The sequence below is a fragment of the Chitinophaga sedimenti genome (assembly GCF_023156195.1).
Taxonomy (GTDB): Bacteria; Bacteroidota; Bacteroidia; order Chitinophagales; family Chitinophagaceae; genus Chitinophaga; species Chitinophaga sedimenti.
Map to the genome: position 1 here is coordinate 2,781,395 of NZ_JAKUKA010000001.1, position 16,792 is coordinate 2,798,186.

Sequence of the window (16,792 nt, forward strand, 5' to 3'; positions counted from 1 at the left end):
CTTTAAATACCGGTCCTTGCTGATCCTTCCAACCGGGTCCTTTTCCAGGAACCCTTTACCACAGGCTCTAACAGGCAGCATATGGCTGCCAGCAGGCCGGTGTGTCGTAAAATCTGCATATATCTGCTGCTCATAGGTCGCTTTAAATACCAGTTATCTCTTAAAAGATAACATCTTTTCCATGGGAAATCAAATTCCCGCTACCAGCCCAAAAGAAATCACCCTTTCCAGGGGATAGGGTGAAAATGAATTTTTGTAGGTGTTCCTGTCTTTCCGCGACTGGTAAGGCGTCCAGAATCCCACGTTATCGGCCTGCAAATAGGCGCTGAAGTTTTGTAACCGCAGTTTGCCGGCGATTTTTTCCGGCAGGCGGTAATTCAAACTCACATTCTGCAACCGCAGGTTGGTCTTTTTATGCACAAACCGGGTGGAGTTGCGGCTGGAAGAGCTGCTGATGCCATACATCAGCTTCGGCGATAACGCCAGGTCTCCCTCCTCCCGCCATCGGTCCAGCTGGTTGCGCGATTGGTTTTTATCGAAGATATACAGCCCGTCGCTTTCCGAGTTACGCCGAAGGCCGCTGAAGCCATATCCACCTACGGAATAATAAACGAGGGCAGAAAGCGAAAACTGGCGATAGCTTACGGTGTTGGTAATACCGCCAAAGAAATCGGGATTGGTAGAGCCGACCGCTACGCGGTTATTAAGGTCAAAAACTTTGGTGATGTTGCCCCGCAGATCATACCACATGGGCGAACCGTCACGCGGGTCCACGCCCGCCCAGCGTACAAGGTAAAGCGTGTTGGCATCCTCGCCAACACGCCTGATGGTTTCCGTTCCTAATACTTTGTCGTTGTTATTATATAATGATATGATGCGGTTCCTGTTGTGGGCAATGTTAAAATTCGTTACCCACTGGAAGTCTTTTGAATCCAGGTTGTTCGTAATCAATGTCAGTTCCACCCCGGTATTGCGCACGCTGCCCATATTCTGGTTAATCTTCGTCTCCCCGTGGTGCGTGATACGTCTACGTTATCGATCAACCGTGAAGTGGTGTTACGGTATCCTTCCAGCTCCACCGAAATTCTTTTGAGGATGCTAAGGTTGATGCCGGTATTAAACATCCGCGTGGTTTCCCAGCTAAAGGCCGGGTTCTCGCCGGTGGTCATCACCGCGCCGGGTTGCCCGTTATACGAATATTCCTCATCGAAGCTGTACAGCCCTTTGGAGGCATAATTGCCTACCCGGGAGTTACCATTCGTGCCATAACTCGCCTTTACTTTTACGAAGTCGATGGTCTTGCTCTTCCACCAGGCTTCGTTGCTTACCGTCCAGGCTACGCCCGCGGAGGCAAACGTACCCCAGGCTACATCCTTGCCGAAGCGGGAGTTGCCGTCGCGGCGAAGGTTAAACAGGGCGGCGAAGCGTTTATCGTACGTATAACTCACACGGCTAAAGCCCGATAACGCGCTTTCCTCTTCCACGCTACTGCCGGCACGTTGGGTTTCTTCCGGTGCAAAGGATATTTCGCGGATGTCGTCGTTCGCGAAGTTAGATCCGAAGGCATACAGGGAGTTCCGGCGGCCGTCCATTGCTTCCGAACCAATCAGCGCTTCCACGAGGTGCGCGCCGAATTGCTTCGCATAATTCAGCCGGTTGATGGAGATCCAGCGCAGGTAGTTCGTTTGCGCACGGCGGGCGTACCCTACCGGTTTACCATCTATATCCATCCCCGACCAGTTCTTGCGCGACTCATACTCATCTTCCCGGATGTTGAAGAAGTCCAGCCCATTGGTGGTCGTGAACTCCAGTCCGTCGATCAGCTTCAGCGTGGCGCTCACGTTGCCGTTTACCGCAAAGGTGCGCTGGTTGAAGTCGTTCTGCGCCGCATAGGCCAGCCGGTTCAAAAAGCGGTAGCCGGTTACAGAGTCGTACAGGGCATAACTGCCATCGGCGTTATACGGATTTATGTTCGGCCGGTTCGTATAATAATCCGACTGCGGCAAAAACAGGTTATTCCGGTTATACGACCCTCCCATCTTAAAGGCCAGCGATAACCTTTTGTTGATGCGCTGATCGAGGTTCATGCGTATCGACAATCGCTCATTGTCGTTCGCTATCATCGTTTTCTTTTCTTTAAAATAAGCACCGGAGATGAAGTACCGCGTCCGCTCGTTGCCGCCGGAAAACGAGAGGTCATGCAACATCGTAAGCCCGTTACGAAAAAATTTGTCGTACCAGTCGGTGTTTGCGGTGTCCTTCATAAGGGGAAATGGATAATCGGCCGGGTTCAGTCCTGCATTGGCATATGCTTCAGCGGCGAGCTCACGATATTCATCTCCGGTGAGCACCGGAACTTTGTATCGGTAATCGTATTGATGCCGGTACGAAAGTTATAAGTGATTTTATCTTTTGACGCCAGCCCCTTTTTAGTGTTCAGGAGAATTACTCCATTGGCGCCGTTAGCGCCGTAAATCGTGGTGGCGGCAGCATCTTTCAGTACGGTAATGCTTTGAATGTCATTCGGATTAATATAGGAAAGGGGGCTGATGCTTACATTAACACCGATGATAGCGTTCGTCGCATTCCCGGTATAAATGGGCACCCCGTCAATGATCCACAGGGGTTCGTTGGAAGCCAGGAACGAGGCCTGTCCGCGTATTCGCGTGCTGTACCTTGGGCGGGGACTACTCTGGTCGTCGGCCTGCACCTCATATTGCAGTCCTGGCACCAGGCCTTCCAGCACCCTGTCTACCCGGTCCAGCGGCTTGCGCTCCAGTTGCGCGGCTGTTACCACCACTGCACTACCGATCTGGTTCTCGCGGCGCTCGCTCAGGCCGTAGCCACTCACCACTACACCTTCGAGCAATCGCAGGTCCTGCTCCATGGATACGTTCATCACGCGGCCGGTAATGGCTACCCGTTTTGTCTGCATCCCCATAAAACTGAAAGCCAGTTCTGTAACGTCGCCGTTTGTTTCCAATGCATACTTTCCGGCGGGGTCGGTAACCGTATGGCGGGATTGTCCCAACGCCGATACGGTTACCCCTTCCAACGGGGTGCCGTCGATGTCGGAAGTGACTGTGCCGCTCACCGTTCCGGCCTTTTTCACTTCCGCTTTGGCGAACACTACCCGCTTGCCGTTGACGACATAGGTAATGCCAAGCGTTTTCGACAACTCGTCCAGAATGGGCGCCAGTTTATCACCTTTCGCCTTGAGGGCTACCAGCTTATTCAGCGGCAGCACATCGGGACTGTAGGCAAACTTCACCTGGAACCTCTTTTCGAGGGCCGATAATAAATCGCTTAGCTTTACCGCGTCCTGTTGTGTCATGGGTACAGGGTCCTGGGCCTGGACAGACCCGGCTAACTGCACGCCCACTAACAGCAGGACGATGAGTAGCATTTTCTTCATTTACGAAACGATTAATTACAGCTATTACTTAGGTTGAATGGTATATTGTTGATGGCCTGACTTTGTAAACTTCATATTTAAGGAGTAGCAGATCACTTCCAGCACATCTTCCAGCGGCTCACGGTCAAACGTTCCCGTAAAGCTCGCGGCGCCCATGTTGGCATGCTGCAACCGGATTTCTACTTTGTAATAGGTTTCCAGCGCCCGTACGATTTCTTCGAGTTTTGTTTCCTCGAAGTACAGGTTGCCGTTCCAGTACAACTGTTTTTCCCGGAGGCGGGCGTCCATTGCTACCACATTACCATGAACGGTGGCGCTCTGGCCGGCCTTTACAATTTTAGCGCCGGCCGCATTACCCGCGGGCTCGTAACTTACGGCTCCGGTTAACACGGCCAGCTGCTCCGTACCATCTTCTGCGTACGCTTTGAGGTCAAAACTGGTGCCCAGCACTTTAACAACGGAATGAGAAGTTTTTACCTTAAATGACACCTTGGGATTGGGCGCTACCTGGTAAAACACCTGCCCCTGCTGCTCCACACTCCGGTGATCCTTGCCAAATCCCGGCAGGAAACGGAGTTTACTATTGCGGTTGAGAAGGGCGGTAGAACTATCGGGTAACACAACGGAGAGAGGCTCGGCGAAGGCTTCATAAGTCTGGTATTCCTCTTTACCAGACCAATAAAATACAGCAAATACGGCGGCCGCTGCTGCTGCAGCCCCTGCAATGGCTAATCGCAGAGAACGAACTTTGCCCTTACCCGTTTCCATCACTGCAGTTTTGCCGGAAGCGGCTACACGGGCAGTAAACTGCGCCCAATGTTTATCCGTATCGATGGTTGCGGCCCAGGCTGGCACGTCCGCCTTATAGGTTTTGAGAAAAGCGGAGAATAAACGTTCGTTTTCAGAAGACGCAGCTACCCAGCTTTTAAGCTGGCCAAAGTGACTTCATCTGCCTCCCCGCGGAGGTAAAGGTCAAGCCACTCATGCCATATAGGGTGTTGCTCTGAAAATGCGCCGTTCATTTTTATCGTTTATTTTAGGGTATGACGCACGAAACGGCAAAAAGGAGTAAAAGGGCCCAAAAAAAAATATGTCATCCCACAAACCATCATTTCATCCACATTTAATGCACATACATCTTATCCAGCTATGAAAACTCCTTAATTGCGAGTATCTTTCGGTCAGGTTTGGCTTTAAATGAATAGTTTGCAGCTTATCAGGTAATAACACGAATGATAGAGGGCCGGAACGTTTAAAATTCCCTTACCCATTCCAGGAATGGACGATTTTGCAGCACATATCGACCCGAAGCGGGGCTTCCCCTGGGGGAACATCACCGATTTTGAGCATTTTTACAAAACACATTTTGTAAAGATGGTCGTGTTATGCGCCAAAATTGCGGAAGACCAGGACCTCTCTTCCCAACTGGTACAGGAAGCCTTTATCAAAATCTGGGAGAAACGCGAGTCACTGAAGAACGTGGCTAACCCTGCCGCCTACTTGTACCAGACGGTGCGCAATACCGCGCTCGACTATATGCGCAAAATGAAACGGGAACGGGTAGGCGTGGATATTGACCCCGATGCCCATCAGCATGAGGAAACCGACGGCAAGGATGAAATGCTTCACTTCGTACGCAGCGCCTCCCAAAAGCTCCCCGAAAAGTGCCGGGTCATCTTCGAAATGGCTTATTTTGAAGGTTTATCCAATGCAGAAATTGCAGATTATCTTGATTTATCGCCACTTACGGTAAAAAAGCAAAAGGCGATCGGGGTGCAAAAAGTAAAGGAATTGTTGATCCCGGCGATGCAGACCCTGCTGCTGTTAATAAGCTATCTAACTAAGTAAGTATATTAAATAACAAATTCATACACTAATGCGCCTCCTTTACGCAATGGTCGTGTTTATGTTCGTTTGCCACGCCCCTGCCCTCGCACAGCGAAAAATATCAGCGATAGCTTTACACTTATTCAACATCTCATCGGTAATAGGTTCACTACCGGACATGCTGTTTACGCAGTACCGGAAAACCGGGATACGCGTGCACTGCATATGCCTAGTGATACAACTTCCCTATTGGAAACCACCGATGGCAACGATACCTTGTTAAAAACATATCCTGCAATAACCGCCGCCTACGAGATAAGCCGTAAGGATTCGACAATACTGGAGGTACACCTTATTTTTAATCCCTCTAAGGCATTGAGCGATGAAATTGATCGTTTGTTGGGAAATCCCAACGTAACAGGAGGTCCGGGCTTAGGCGAAGATGAGGAAGACATTACAAAGGCATGGACATGGCAAAACCTGAGTGCCCTGAAGTTTATTGACGGGCCTTATTATCACGGCCAGATTCCTAAGATAATGGGGATGAAGTTTCGGCGTGCTTTAAGCAAAAAAGAGGTTCATTTTTCAGACTAGGAAAGTCAATATAGGATAATATGGTTATCCATTTGTTATATCAACGACGCGGACGGCGATCGATGATATCGAGCCTGCCGGTATTCGGTAGCGTACAAATTCGAAGCGTTTCTTGTCGGCTTCATCGGCACGTACGTACTTCATGAATATGGACAGCAACCTTGGATTTGCACGGATTTCTTTCATTAAAGGGCTGTTATTTCCTTCCATAAAATTTCCATTTTGTTATAACAAACTTACGTAATTTTCTTTATACGGATGCGCTCTCCCGAATACAAAAAGGCTGTCCCGAAAGGAGACAGCCTAAACAATTTGGTATGCAAAAGTGGATTAGTTACCACCGCCGCCCTGGCCACGACGTTCTCTCATTTTCGCCTGCTCTTCCTGGTATTTTTTGTACTGCTCTTCGGTGAGTACACCTTTGATTTTCTCGTTCAGCGCTTCCCTGTTTTTCTGCATGGTTTCGCGATCGGGACGCTGGCCGCTCTGGAATACTTTGTCCATTTCTTTGTTGTTGTTCAACAGGATAGTATCCAGTTTGGTTACCTGCTCAGCCGAAAGGGTCAGTTGCTCTTTCATGCGGTCCAGCTGCATTTTAGTGCGCTCTTCGGCAGTGCGGCGCTGGCCGCCCGGGCCTTGTGCGCTGGCAGTAAAGGAACCGGCAAGCAGCAGGCCCATGAACATCATGATGATTTTGTTTTTCATCTTCTTTGATTGTTTAAATGAATGATTCGAGTTACGGGTTTATGATTTGTTTTTGATACTGTCTTGTTTTTCTCCCCGGTCGCGGCGGTAAGGGCCGCTCATTTTCCGGATCACCTGGTTCACGAGCGAATCGAAGCGTGGACGCTGCTCGTCCGTACAAAGCCCCCGCACCTGCTGAAAGTGGCGGAACACCTGCATGTCGATCGACTTCTGTTTCAGTGCGATCGAATCGCCATAACTGCTTACTACCGAATCGGGCACCGCATCGCGGTACAATTGCTGGTAAAAGCTGTCTTTCGCCGCGCGCATCTCTGTAAAAACGGTTTCATCCGGTCCCAGTGCTGCTCCCGTAAATGGTTATACGTTTCCATCTGCTCCTTGTTAAAACCTACTTCTTTCTCCAGGATGATGGCTACATCGTACCCACCGCCCCTGGGTTTACCCGAACGCTGCGGCTGCGGCGGTTTCAGGAAAACAAAGAAAACAAGCATAGCTACGTTCGTGATCAGCAGGATGACTACCAGAATGCCGAGTATCCTGCTCTTAGTTGGCATCGTCATCAGGGCAATGTTTTTCATCATCATAAAAAGTTACCACACTCAGGTTATACTCGTCGGCAAAGGCCTGCAAAGCTACCTGCTCCTGCCGGGCGGGCGCCGGATTCCACTGTTTCAGCAGTGTGACTGCATTGATCAGCAGTATTACCGCAATACCGGTAATGGCTACTGCGGGACGGGCAATAAAACCAGCCAGGCGTTCTATCGCCGAAGGCTGCTCCTGTTGCATACGCGCCTGCAGACGGGTATAGAAAAAATCGCCGGGCGTAGCCCGCCCACTTCCATCCATACTGTTCAGTACGGCATCAATCTCCTTCTCTATGTCATGGCTCTTTCTCATACGGTACATATTTATTAGACGACAATCCGGGGAAAAACCTCCGCAACTTTTTCAACTTTTATAATATTTTTCCAGCTGCTCCCTCAAATTCGCTTTGGCACGATGCATCAGCCCCTCCACGGAAGCCAGGCTGATGTCCATTACGGCCGCAATTTCTTTTGCAGGCAAGCCTTCCAGCTTATGCAGCACAAAAACGGCTTTCTGGTTTTCGGGCAAACGCGCCACGGCGCGAAATAACAGCGTAGAACGCTCCTTGTTGGCCAATGTTACACCGGGATGCTCAAAGTCAGCGGGTTCTGGCACCGGCGCATCCTGCAACCCGAACAGACTGGTAATTTTCGCCCAGCGCTTCTTGCGGGTTTTGCGGCGCAGGTGGTCCAGCGATTTGGTAACAGTAATACGGTACAACCAGGTGCTGACACTGGATTCCCCTTTAAACGACGACATCGATTCGTAAGCCTGTATAAAAACTTCCTGGGTCACATCTTCTGCATCTTCTGCCTGTTGCAGTATACCAATAGCCGTATTGTACACCATGTCTTTACAGGTGTTCACCATATTTGAAAAAGCAGACGCGTCGCCCTGCTTCAGGTTGTCGATAAGGCCGGCCAAAGGGTGAAGTTGAACTTTTCTACTGCAGTGCGGCCGCCCCGTTATAATAACGGAAACGGCCTCCTAGCAATTATGATCTTTTGCCGAAATTTTTCAGCTTGTAAGTAAATGTAAGCATAAAATACTGGCGTAATACCATGGTGCTGACGTCTTCGATGACGTTGCCGTCCACCGTACGGCTGATGCTCCTGTTCTGGTTCAGCAGGTCAAACACGCTCAGGCGCAGCTCTCCTTTCTGCTCTTTCAGGAATTTCTTACCCACACCTGCGTTCCAGAGCCAGTACGACTGGTTGTAACCGTCGGCCAGACCGCTATAAAACTGGTTATTGATATCGGTGTTCAGGAACCAGCCGTTTTTGCTGAGCAGGTTCAGGCGTGCGCCGGCTACGTGGGAGAAATAGTTATAGTTCTGAGAAGGCTGCACCGTATTTTTCACCACGTTATAGTTTGCGTTGTACGATACAGTGAAGTCAATATACTCGCTTACGTTGCTGGACAATACCACGCCGCCATTGTAATTGAAGTTATCGGTCAGGCTGGTTACCTGGTTAATGATGCCCGGTACGCGCGAATAGCTGATGCCACCGTTCAGGTTCACATTGGTTTTGATCGCTTTCACGAGGATACCGTAGTTCAGGAAACCGTTCACGCTCCAGTAACCATCCAGGTTCACGGGTTTGGTTAACTGCGAACCGCGTTTGAGTGTATCGTTGCTCACCACCAGCGAATCGGCGCCGCGCACTACATAAGTAGCATTGGCTACGTAGTCCTGCGTTTTCTGGAAAAACAGGTTGGCTACGAAGCTGGAGCCGTTCGATGTGTTCGCGAAGTTATAGCGGGTATTGAGGGTGTGTGAGTACTGCTGGTTCAGGTCGGGGTTACCGGTTGTCCAGAACAACGGGTTACTGACATTGTACACGCCCTGCAGCTGCGTAATCGACGGCTGTGTGGTACGCGCACGATAGAATAACCGGATGCTGTTGCGGTCGTCGAATTTCCAGCGCATCATGGCGTTGGGCAACACGTTCGTAAAGCTCTTCCGGGTCCGGGTAGTCATCGGGAACGTCTGGTCGCCGTTCAGTTCAGAATACTGGTAATCGGTACCCACGGACAACATTTTATCACGGTCGCCGAAACGGTAGGTTATACCGCCGTTCTGGGTCATATAAGTATTGGAATATACGTTGGACAATGTTGTGTCAAACTGGGAGTATTTATTCTCTACATCATCGAACAAGTAAGCCTTTTGATCGGCGTTTGTTTTAGAATACGAAGGGTTATAACTGATCTGCAACTGGCTTTTCTGCCCTATTGGTTCGGTGTACGACAAGTTAGCCGATAACTGGTAACCATCGCTGTTGGGGAGCGTATGGCGGTCGCTGGAATCTGAAGGCTGCGCCACGTTGTTGGCAACATTGGTGGTATATACCTGCTGGTAAGTTTCGCCGGTGCGTTTGTTTACGCCGGTAGTAACCCCAGGGTAATGGTGCGTCCGCGTTTCGCGAAAGCGTGCCTGTACAAAATATTGTTATTGAAGTTGAATCCTTTGTTTTCGTTGGTCCGGTTGTTATAGGTAAGCGAATACGCCTTTACCGGGTCATACCCCAGCGAGCCTTCGGTTAAACTGCTGCTGGTGTTATCCTCGGAAGCTGATGTTCGGCGTAATGAACAGGGTATTGAACGAGTCAATTTTATACTCCAGCCGCAGGTTGATACGGTGGTTGTAGTTTTTACTGTTGCTTTGTGCCGTTTCTTTATAATAAGTAGATGTATCTGCACTCAGGATCGTTTGCCGGTCGGTGCTCGTCCGGTTCTCATTAATACTATTATTGAAGAAATAGCTGCCCGTTACCTGCAATTTTTTACCCCAGTTATCGGTGAAGTTAATACCGAAGGAGTTGGTTTTATTGTTACCGCTGGCATTACCGACCATGAAGTTACCGGAGTTACCCCCGCCCCAGCCACCGAAGCCGCCACCACCGCCACCGCGTCCACCACGGCCACCACCACCGCCGCGGCCACCAAATCCACCACCGCCACCGGTTACACCGAGAATATCCTGCATGGAAAAGTTTTGCTGGTTGATGTTGTTGGCCATGCCGATAATCGAAATCCTGCGGTCGCCGTTAAAGATGTTTACGTTGCCGCCGGCACTGTAACGCTCGTCTGTACCATACCCGGCATATAACTTACCGAACTGTGAAGCGCGCACGTTGCCATTGGTCACGATGTTGATGGTTTTATACGAGTTACCGTCATCGAAGCCCGTAAACTGTGCCTGGTCGCTCATTTTGTCGAACACCTCAATTTTGCTGATTACCTCGGCAGGCAGGTTGCGGAGGGCAAGTGTCGCATCTTCACCGAAATACTCCTTGCCATCCAGCAATACCTTGCGCACGTTTTCGCCCTGTGCTTTTACCGTACCATTCTCCACTGTGATACCCGGCATTTTCGTTACCAGGTCTTCGCCCGTGGCATCGGGATTAGTTTTAAAAGCCGATGCGTTGTATTGTGCGGTATCGCCTTTTTGTTGCACGGGTGGCACCTGCCCTTTTACGGTTACCGTTTTAAGATCCCGCGCACCTTCTATCATGTACTGAACGCCCATATCAGCAGAAGCCGGCTCCAGCATAAATGCCTTTGTATATTCACTAAACCCGATAGACGTAGCCGTTAACATGATCAACTGGGGCTTCATCCCCCTGATCTCGAAGTTGCCGTCTTTATCGGTCACCGCGTTAAACTTGTAAGTAGTATCCTGTGGGGAAGTAATCCGCACCGTTGCACCCCGCACCGGGGCCTCGCCATTCTTATTCCTGAACGTACCTTTCAGTACCAGGTCCTGCGCCTGTGCGCCGACTGATAGTAACACAAAAACGATGATCGCCGTAATCTGCCGCATAAAATTTATTGAGTACATACTTTATTGGACGCCACTCTTTTTAAAAACCTTCGCGCCGTCCGATATTTATTTTTAGACATATATGTTACTGGTATGAGCAAATTATAGTCCGGGCGCATTGCGTATATTGCAGGGAGGCCTTTTTATATGAAAACATCGTCCAGACAACCCAACCAGCGATACAATGCCCCGCTTATGAGCTGGGACATCTTCCTTTCGTACTATCACCGAAACCTGCGGCTGGGCACCGACGTGCAGCAGCTGGAAAAGATGGCGGAAGAGCAGCACTGGCAGCAAACGTGGGATTACGCGCAGCTGCTGCTGGAGCAAAACAAACTGATCGTGGTAACCGACCCGAAGCGGAAAATACTGTTTATCAGCAGCAACCTCTGGGAAATAACGGGCTATAATGCGGAACAAGTGCTACATCAACAACTGAAAAGCTTCCGCAACCCGGACAGCAGTACGGTGCTGATTGAAATGATGGGCAAAGCGATTATCGCGAAGCAACCTTTCGAAACGGCATTTGTGGCGCATTCGCAGACCGGCCGCCCTTTCCAGACGCGGTTAGAGAGCCGACCGGTGTTTAACCGGCAAGGCGAACTGGTAAATTATATTATCTTCTTAAAAGCGATATAGATGGCCTGTCACGAAACGAAATACTGCCAGCGATGCCAAGCGCCTTTCGAATGTAAAGTGGGAAACATCCTGCAGTGCCAGTGTAATGGAATTGAATTAACGGCCGATATGCGGGAACATATCGCTAATGCCTATACGGAATGCCTGTGCCGTCAATGCCTGCTCGAAATACAGGGCGACTTCCGCAATAAACCCCGACGGGAAAAACTTTCGCGCCTGCTTTCCTTTATTAAATCGCGATAGAAACCTGCTAAAACTAGCACCCCCACCCTTAGCAAAGCCGGGATGGGGGATTTAAAAGAATATACTTACTAACAAAAATTTGCTTTGTCGTTAACTATTCTGGTGCAAATATGCTGAAAACATCCAGCATTTACAAGCAAAATAAATATTTAAATATCTACAATTTGATACCTAAAACTGTATTATAAACTGATTGTCAAACATTAACGTAATATTTCAACTCACATTAAAATATTTACTATGCTGACATTTTTTGCTGCTCAGGCAATTTATTAACAACATATTTGTGAATTATATACATTAAAGGAATCATCACTAACATACTTCCGGCAATCACGTAGCCCAACATATCGAACCGGTCAAGGTAGCCCGATGGCTGTTTGATCACGATCAGCCCCCAATGAGGGCCGCCACGCCGCCAGACATCTGCTGTACCGCCGAGTTGACTGCCATAAACGCTCCCCTGTCCTTCATATCCGGCACCGCCGTCATTAATGCCGAACCGGAAATCATGCGGGACGACACGCCGAGCATCATGCACACGTTTACGATCATCACCAGCCAGATGGGGCTGATACCCAGGTGGGTATAGATCAGCACCACGACCAGCGCCAACAGCGAGCCTGCCGTAAACACATTGAACTTACCCACCTTATCGCTAAGTCTGCCAATCAACGGGCCGCCTACCAGCGTAACGAGCCCCACCACCATGTAAATCATCGGCTGCCTGTCTACCGCAATCCCCAGGTTATGGGCAGTGAAGTCGCTGCCGAACGGCATGAGCATAAAGCCACCGGTTGCCATCAGAATCGTGGCCGTAAAAGCCCTTGTATAAGCGGGACGGCGTACCGTATTCAATAAATGCTGTAAAGGACGATGATCATCTCCCTGATGTATCTGCAAATGCGCGTTTACAGGCTTCATTTTTAAAGCGATAACGATACCGATGGGAATACATACCCCACGATCATTAAGAAAGGCGCATGCCAGTTAAACTTCGTGGCCAGCCACAAGCCGATGGGCAGCCCCATGATCTGGCTGACAGAAAAAGCCATTTGCACAAAGCCCATCACCCGGCCGCGCACCTGCATAGGAAACAAATCCGTGATGATGGCGAAGGAAATGGACGATAACACGCCACCAAAAACACCGGTGACGATACGCGCCGCCAGGATGTATCCGAACGTGGGCGCCAGGCCGCAAAACAGTGTGCCTAGTACAAAGCCGCCATAGAAAACCAGCAGCAGCTTTTTACGATCGAACTTGTCGGCAAAGCTGGCGGATAAAAAACCGGAGATACCCGCGCTGATCGCATACGCCGACACCACCCAGCTGAAGTGCTGCGGGCTAAGATCGAGCACGGTTTTGTCCATCAGGATGGTACCCAGCGGCGACATCACCATAAAGTCAAGCACCACGGTGAACTGGAGAAAGGCCAGTATGGTGATAATAAACACCTGGTACGGGGAAAAAATGCGTTGTTTGATTTCCGTAGTCGTCTGTTCCATTAGTTTGAAAGATATATAATTGATTAAGGGGTGAGGGCTTTGACGGTGAGCGCCAGGGCTTCGTCCAGTTTTTCTTCGGTCAGCTGAAAGGGGCGGTCCATCCCGGCCAGGCCGCGCCCCTGCAGGTGAAACTTGATGAGGGAGTACAAAGGCGCATAGGCAATAGCCCAGAACACCTCGGTAGACACCCCATCGACCATCTCTCCGCGTTCACGGTTAATACGCACAAAGTCCGTGAGCTCCTCCACGAAGCGTGAAGTCACCTGTTTGGCGGCCCTGGCCTGGTACGGCGAGTGACGGATCTGTTCCAGGAACTGCATGCCCAGCGGGTTTTCCAGGCAGTACCGGCTACGGTTCTGCCATTGGACTTTTAACCCCTCCCGCAGGCTCATTTCCGGTGAGAAACCTTCGAGCGTCGCGGCTTCCATTTTACGCCCTTCAGTGGCGCAAACCTGGAGGATAAGGTCGTCACGATCCTTGTAATAAATGTAGATCGTAGCTGGTGAAATACCCGCGGCTTTGGCCAGTTTTTGCATGCTGAGCCCATCCAGACCGTCTTCCACGATCATCTTGAGCGCCGCCTGGTGCACAATGGCCTGCTTCTGTTCGTCTCTTAGCCTCATAGGAGCACAAAGATAAGTGAACGAACGTTCATTTATATATAAAATGGGAGGATTTTAATGTCTTTTTAAGCTGATGGTGAACAAAATGGCCTTCGGAGGGGGCTGTTTGTACGTGCACCTTGTAAGTGTAAACCTTAATCCGGATTACTAACCTGGGTGTAAACCTGTTTCCGGACGTAACACCTTTCGAAGAAGATAGCATCATCCTAGGTTCATCCTAGGTTCATCCTAGGTTCAAGGTAGGTTCAAGATAGGTTCATGTACCTATATTGAACCTATTATCAACGAAGGATAAGCGAAGGGTTAACCTAGGATGTCTAAAACATGGCCGAAGGATACACGGGAGATGAAGCGGGAAAACAACATGTCGGCTGTGACAGAGCATGTAAAGAAAATCGCCGCCTTCATGACAACAAAAGCGGCGATCGGCGTCGGACTAGAGGAGGCTGCGCAACTGCTTCCGCAACTCCACCGTTTGTGCCGGACTCACCGGTTCCTGCGGAATACGGTTCCCCTCGCGGTCGAACAGGAAATGACCCGGATAACGGCGGGTGTTGCCGGGTACCAGTACCTGCCAGATGCGTTCGATGTTTTTGTCCATGCGCAGGTGCACCCCGGTAATGTTGTTGGTGTAAATATAATTGCGCCACTTACCGTCCAGCTTGTCATCGTCGTTGCTCACGTAAAGAAACACCACATCCTCCCCGGCCATTTGCTTTTTCAGGGCGTGTGAATACTGCATTTCCTGCATGCATGCGCCGCACCAGGTGCCCCAGATATCCCGGTACACCAGTTTACCGCGATAAGGCGCCAGCAACTGCGCGAGATTTTCAACAGATTTGCCGTTGTCCGCCACCCGGATAGCTTTATTGGCAATGCCTTGTTTCGTTTCTTCTTTGAGCCGCTGCAGATAGGGCAATACTTCCGACCGCGTTTTACCGTTGGGGTAATAGTTGGTAAGCAACTGGCTATAACCCGCTGCCTCTATGGCTTCACGGGCATTGCTGTGAAAGATCACGGCGTTGGCCAACAGGCGCTCGTGTTGCGGGGCCGGCATATGTTTACGGAGATATATAGCGGCGATATAGGCATCTCCGTACAACTGCTCCATCGAGCGCAGAGAATCAATCGGCGCGCCGATATCTTCCAGGATGATTCGCTCCGCAGCCTTCCTGTCCTTTACATACATCCGTTTTACCAAACCAAACTGCCAGTCCGCGTAAGCAGCCAGGTACCCCGCCGCTTCGGGACTCCATCCCACTTCTTCCACGGAAGGCAGGCGATTACGAACGACAAGACTATCCTCAAAAGCCTCCCACAAAGGGTTCCCCCAGGTGTTGCGGAATTCGTAACGGAGTTCGTGCAGCCGGCGTGCGTAGTGAAAATGAAGCTGGGCCTGCAACATATTCTTTTCCAGGGTCGACATTTTAGCAGCCTGCATTACCGTGGCTACGTGTTGTTCCACGCTATCCACCATCTTCACGACCGCCTGCAGCTTTTGCACATCCACCGTATCGGGCAGTCCGGCAAACTTCGTTTCGAACCCGGGATAACCTTCCATCTCCAGCAGCCACTGGTTCGCTATGGCCCCGGAACCGGAGTAAACGGGGGCTTGCCGGGACGATATGCCACATGCAGCGGTTTGCCAGGCACCAGCATGATCCAGTGCGAGCGGGCATCGCTATAACGGAAACGCATCAACTTCGGTTGGGTGCCGGGCAGCTCAAAAGAGAAAGTACTATCTTTTTTAAGGGGCGCGAAAGTGGAAACGGCGGGTTGAAACCATCCCATCCAGCCCGGATTTACCGCAACACTGTCGGTATTATCGGCGAATACTTTGCCGGTAAACCGGAGTTGCCCATTCGACGGCAGGTAACTGGAAAGGATCAATAACAACAACGAATAAATCTTCATCAGGTAACATTTTAATGCAAGTATACCTGGTGAAAAAAGAGGAGCCGGTAAAAGTGACGAAGCGGGGAAAAGGTGGGATAAAAAGGCCGGTGTTGTAGATACACCGGCCGTTGCATTTAATTCCAGTTGAATATTGTATTGATGATCAGGCCATTGTTGCGCTGGTACACCGCCGCGCCATTCACGGGCCTTGGCTGCTGCACGATCTGGTTCAGGTAACCACCTTCCACGCTGAAGCGTTTGGAAAAGCGGTAACCAGCCAGGATACCAACGCGGTTCTGATCGAAAACATTGTTAAGGATCTGCCCGCCGAAGCCGATGAACAGCTCATCGTAAAGGCTGGCGTACAGTGTATTGTCGCCCATGGTTGGCTTATTCAGCGCCACCTGTGTCCGGAACTGGTAACGCACCCTTTGCAGGAACTGCCAGTCGGCGATCTCGCGCTTTTCATCAGCAGGCACGGCAGCGTCCAAAAGCCCCAGCCAGCGCTGCTCGTAACGGAAACGGTGGTTAAATGCCACGCGACCATGCACATCATTGATCACAAGTTGTTCATAAATACGATGCTCCGGAAAAGGTTGCGCCGCAGCAGGCGGATAATCACCATAGGGAAAGGTTTCGATCCAGCCGTAACCAGCTAGCACGCTGATATCTTTGGTGATATTACGCTGCAACCCCACGCGCAGCAGGCTTTGCTGCCAGTTGGTAATCGTATGCGTACGACGCCATTGATATTCTCCTAATACGGCCCATTTTTCATTCAGTTTCACCGTGTGGAACATGTTGTACCAGCCGATCGTGTTATGCGTCGTGAGCCTGTTCTGTGCTTCCGCTTCTTCAGCGGCGAACATCGCGCACAACGACGCGATGGCGTACTTAAATCCGGATAATATTTTCTTCATGCGCTGCTTTG

At 50.4% G+C, this 16,792-nt stretch carries 19 protein-coding genes and 1 pseudogene; 4 read left to right on the top strand and 16 right to left on the bottom strand.

The genetic code is table 11. The features are described 5' to 3' along the window. Nucleotides 1-189: 189 nt before the first annotated feature. Genes MKQ70_RS15855 through MKQ70_RS15870 form a run of 4 tightly spaced genes read right to left on the bottom strand, consistent with a single transcriptional unit; the run spans nt 190 to nt 4,270 of the window. Nucleotides 190-978, bottom strand: coding sequence for a SusC/RagA family TonB-linked outer membrane protein (locus tag MKQ70_RS15855; RefSeq protein ID WP_248072427.1), 789 nt, complete (start codon nt 976-978; stop codon nt 190-192). Then, nucleotides 954-2,351: a SusC/RagA family TonB-linked outer membrane protein gene (locus MKQ70_RS15860; RefSeq protein ID WP_248072428.1), complete on the bottom strand. Its 1,398-nt coding sequence runs from the start codon at nt 2,349-2,351 to the stop codon at nt 954-956. The genes MKQ70_RS15855 and MKQ70_RS15860 overlap by 25 nt, the downstream gene beginning before the upstream one ends. Next, nucleotides 2,291-3,415 carry a TonB-dependent receptor plug domain-containing protein gene (locus tag MKQ70_RS15865; RefSeq protein WP_248072429.1) on the bottom strand — a complete coding sequence of 375 codons (1,125 nt, stop codon included), beginning with the start codon at nt 3,413-3,415 and terminating at the stop codon, nt 2,291-2,293. Before MKQ70_RS15865 ends, MKQ70_RS15860 begins: the two co-directional genes overlap by 61 nt. Nucleotides 3,416-3,439: 24 nt before the next feature. Beyond that, nucleotides 3,440-4,270, bottom strand: a complete 831-nt coding sequence (locus MKQ70_RS15870) for a FecR family protein (RefSeq protein WP_248072430.1) — start codon at nt 4,268-4,270, stop codon at nt 3,440-3,442. A 423-nt stretch (nt 4,271-4,693) separates the two neighbouring features. Here MKQ70_RS15870 and MKQ70_RS15875 point away from each other — a divergent pair, with 423 nt between their 5' ends. After that, nucleotides 4,694-5,263, top strand: coding sequence for an RNA polymerase sigma factor (locus MKQ70_RS15875; RefSeq protein ID WP_248072431.1), 570 nt, complete (start codon nt 4,694-4,696; stop codon nt 5,261-5,263). Between the two features lie 228 nt (nt 5,264-5,491). Next, nucleotides 5,492-5,836, top strand: coding sequence for a hypothetical protein (locus tag MKQ70_RS15880; RefSeq protein ID WP_248072432.1), 345 nt, complete (start codon nt 5,492-5,494; stop codon nt 5,834-5,836). A gap of 330 nt (nt 5,837-6,166) precedes the next feature. Here MKQ70_RS15880 and MKQ70_RS15885 read toward each other — a convergent pair whose 3' ends face one another. The 6 genes and pseudogenes from MKQ70_RS15885 to MKQ70_RS15910 form a co-directional block, all read right to left on the bottom strand. Next, complete coding sequence (locus MKQ70_RS15885; RefSeq protein WP_248072433.1) at nt 6,167-6,541, bottom strand: DUF4890 domain-containing protein; 375 nt, start codon at nt 6,539-6,541, stop codon at nt 6,167-6,169. 39 nt (nt 6,542-6,580) lie between these two features. Next, nucleotides 6,581-6,850: a hypothetical protein gene (locus tag MKQ70_RS15890; protein WP_248072434.1), complete on the bottom strand. Its 270-nt coding sequence runs from the start codon at nt 6,848-6,850 to the stop codon at nt 6,581-6,583. 234 nt (nt 6,851-7,084) lie between these two features. Further along, on the bottom strand, nt 7,085-7,438 hold the full coding sequence (locus MKQ70_RS15895) for a hypothetical protein (protein WP_248072435.1): 354 nt from the start codon (nt 7,436-7,438) through the stop codon (nt 7,085-7,087). 51 nt (nt 7,439-7,489) lie between these two features. Then, nucleotides 7,490-8,050, bottom strand: coding sequence for an RNA polymerase sigma factor (locus MKQ70_RS15900; RefSeq protein ID WP_248072436.1), 561 nt, complete (start codon nt 8,048-8,050; stop codon nt 7,490-7,492). A 70-nt stretch (nt 8,051-8,120) separates the two neighbouring features. After that, nucleotides 8,121-9,482: pseudogene (locus MKQ70_RS15905) on the bottom strand (outer membrane beta-barrel protein); the annotation flags it as partial. Between the two features lie 204 nt (nt 9,483-9,686). Next, nucleotides 9,687-10,952: a TonB-dependent receptor gene (locus tag MKQ70_RS15910; RefSeq protein WP_248072438.1), complete on the bottom strand. Its 1,266-nt coding sequence runs from the start codon at nt 10,950-10,952 to the stop codon at nt 9,687-9,689. A gap of 195 nt (nt 10,953-11,147) precedes the next feature. Here MKQ70_RS15910 and MKQ70_RS15915 point away from each other — a divergent pair, with 195 nt between their 5' ends. Both MKQ70_RS15915 and MKQ70_RS15920 read left to right on the top strand, forming a co-directional pair. Next, the gene (locus tag MKQ70_RS15915) at nt 11,148-11,591 is read left to right on the top strand and encodes a PAS domain-containing protein (protein ID WP_248072439.1); all 444 of its coding nucleotides are present in this window, start codon (nt 11,148-11,150) and stop codon (nt 11,589-11,591) included. After that, a complete protein-coding gene (locus MKQ70_RS15920; RefSeq protein WP_248072440.1) occupies nt 11,592-11,834 on the top strand; it encodes a cysteine-rich CWC family protein in 243 nt (80 codons plus the stop codon). A 390-nt stretch (nt 11,835-12,224) separates the two neighbouring features. Here MKQ70_RS15920 and MKQ70_RS15925 read toward each other — a convergent pair whose 3' ends face one another. The 6 genes from MKQ70_RS15925 to MKQ70_RS15950 form a co-directional block, all read right to left on the bottom strand. Next, the gene (locus MKQ70_RS15925) at nt 12,225-12,758 is read right to left on the bottom strand and encodes an MFS transporter (RefSeq protein ID WP_248072441.1); all 534 of its coding nucleotides are present in this window, start codon (nt 12,756-12,758) and stop codon (nt 12,225-12,227) included. Between the two features lie 2 nt (nt 12,759-12,760). Continuing rightward, nucleotides 12,761-13,342, bottom strand: a complete 582-nt coding sequence (locus tag MKQ70_RS15930; RefSeq protein WP_248072442.1) for an MFS transporter — start codon at nt 13,340-13,342, stop codon at nt 12,761-12,763. A 23-nt stretch (nt 13,343-13,365) separates the two neighbouring features. Then, nucleotides 13,366-13,965 (bottom strand): TetR/AcrR family transcriptional regulator, encoded by a 600-nt coding sequence (locus tag MKQ70_RS15935; protein ID WP_248072443.1) that lies wholly within the window; start codon nt 13,963-13,965, stop codon nt 13,366-13,368. A 436-nt stretch (nt 13,966-14,401) separates the two neighbouring features. Beyond that, nucleotides 14,402-15,526, bottom strand: a complete 1,125-nt coding sequence (locus MKQ70_RS15940) for a TlpA family protein disulfide reductase (RefSeq protein ID WP_248072444.1) — start codon at nt 15,524-15,526, stop codon at nt 14,402-14,404. Nucleotides 15,527-15,546: 20 nt separating this feature from the next. Beyond that, a complete protein-coding gene (locus tag MKQ70_RS15945) occupies nt 15,547-15,879 on the bottom strand; it encodes a hypothetical protein (protein ID WP_248072445.1) in 333 nt (110 codons plus the stop codon). A 116-nt stretch (nt 15,880-15,995) separates the two neighbouring features. Beyond that, nucleotides 15,996-16,781 (bottom strand): DUF2490 domain-containing protein, encoded by a 786-nt coding sequence (locus MKQ70_RS15950; protein WP_248072446.1) that lies wholly within the window; start codon nt 16,779-16,781, stop codon nt 15,996-15,998. Nucleotides 16,782-16,792 lie beyond the last annotated feature (11 nt).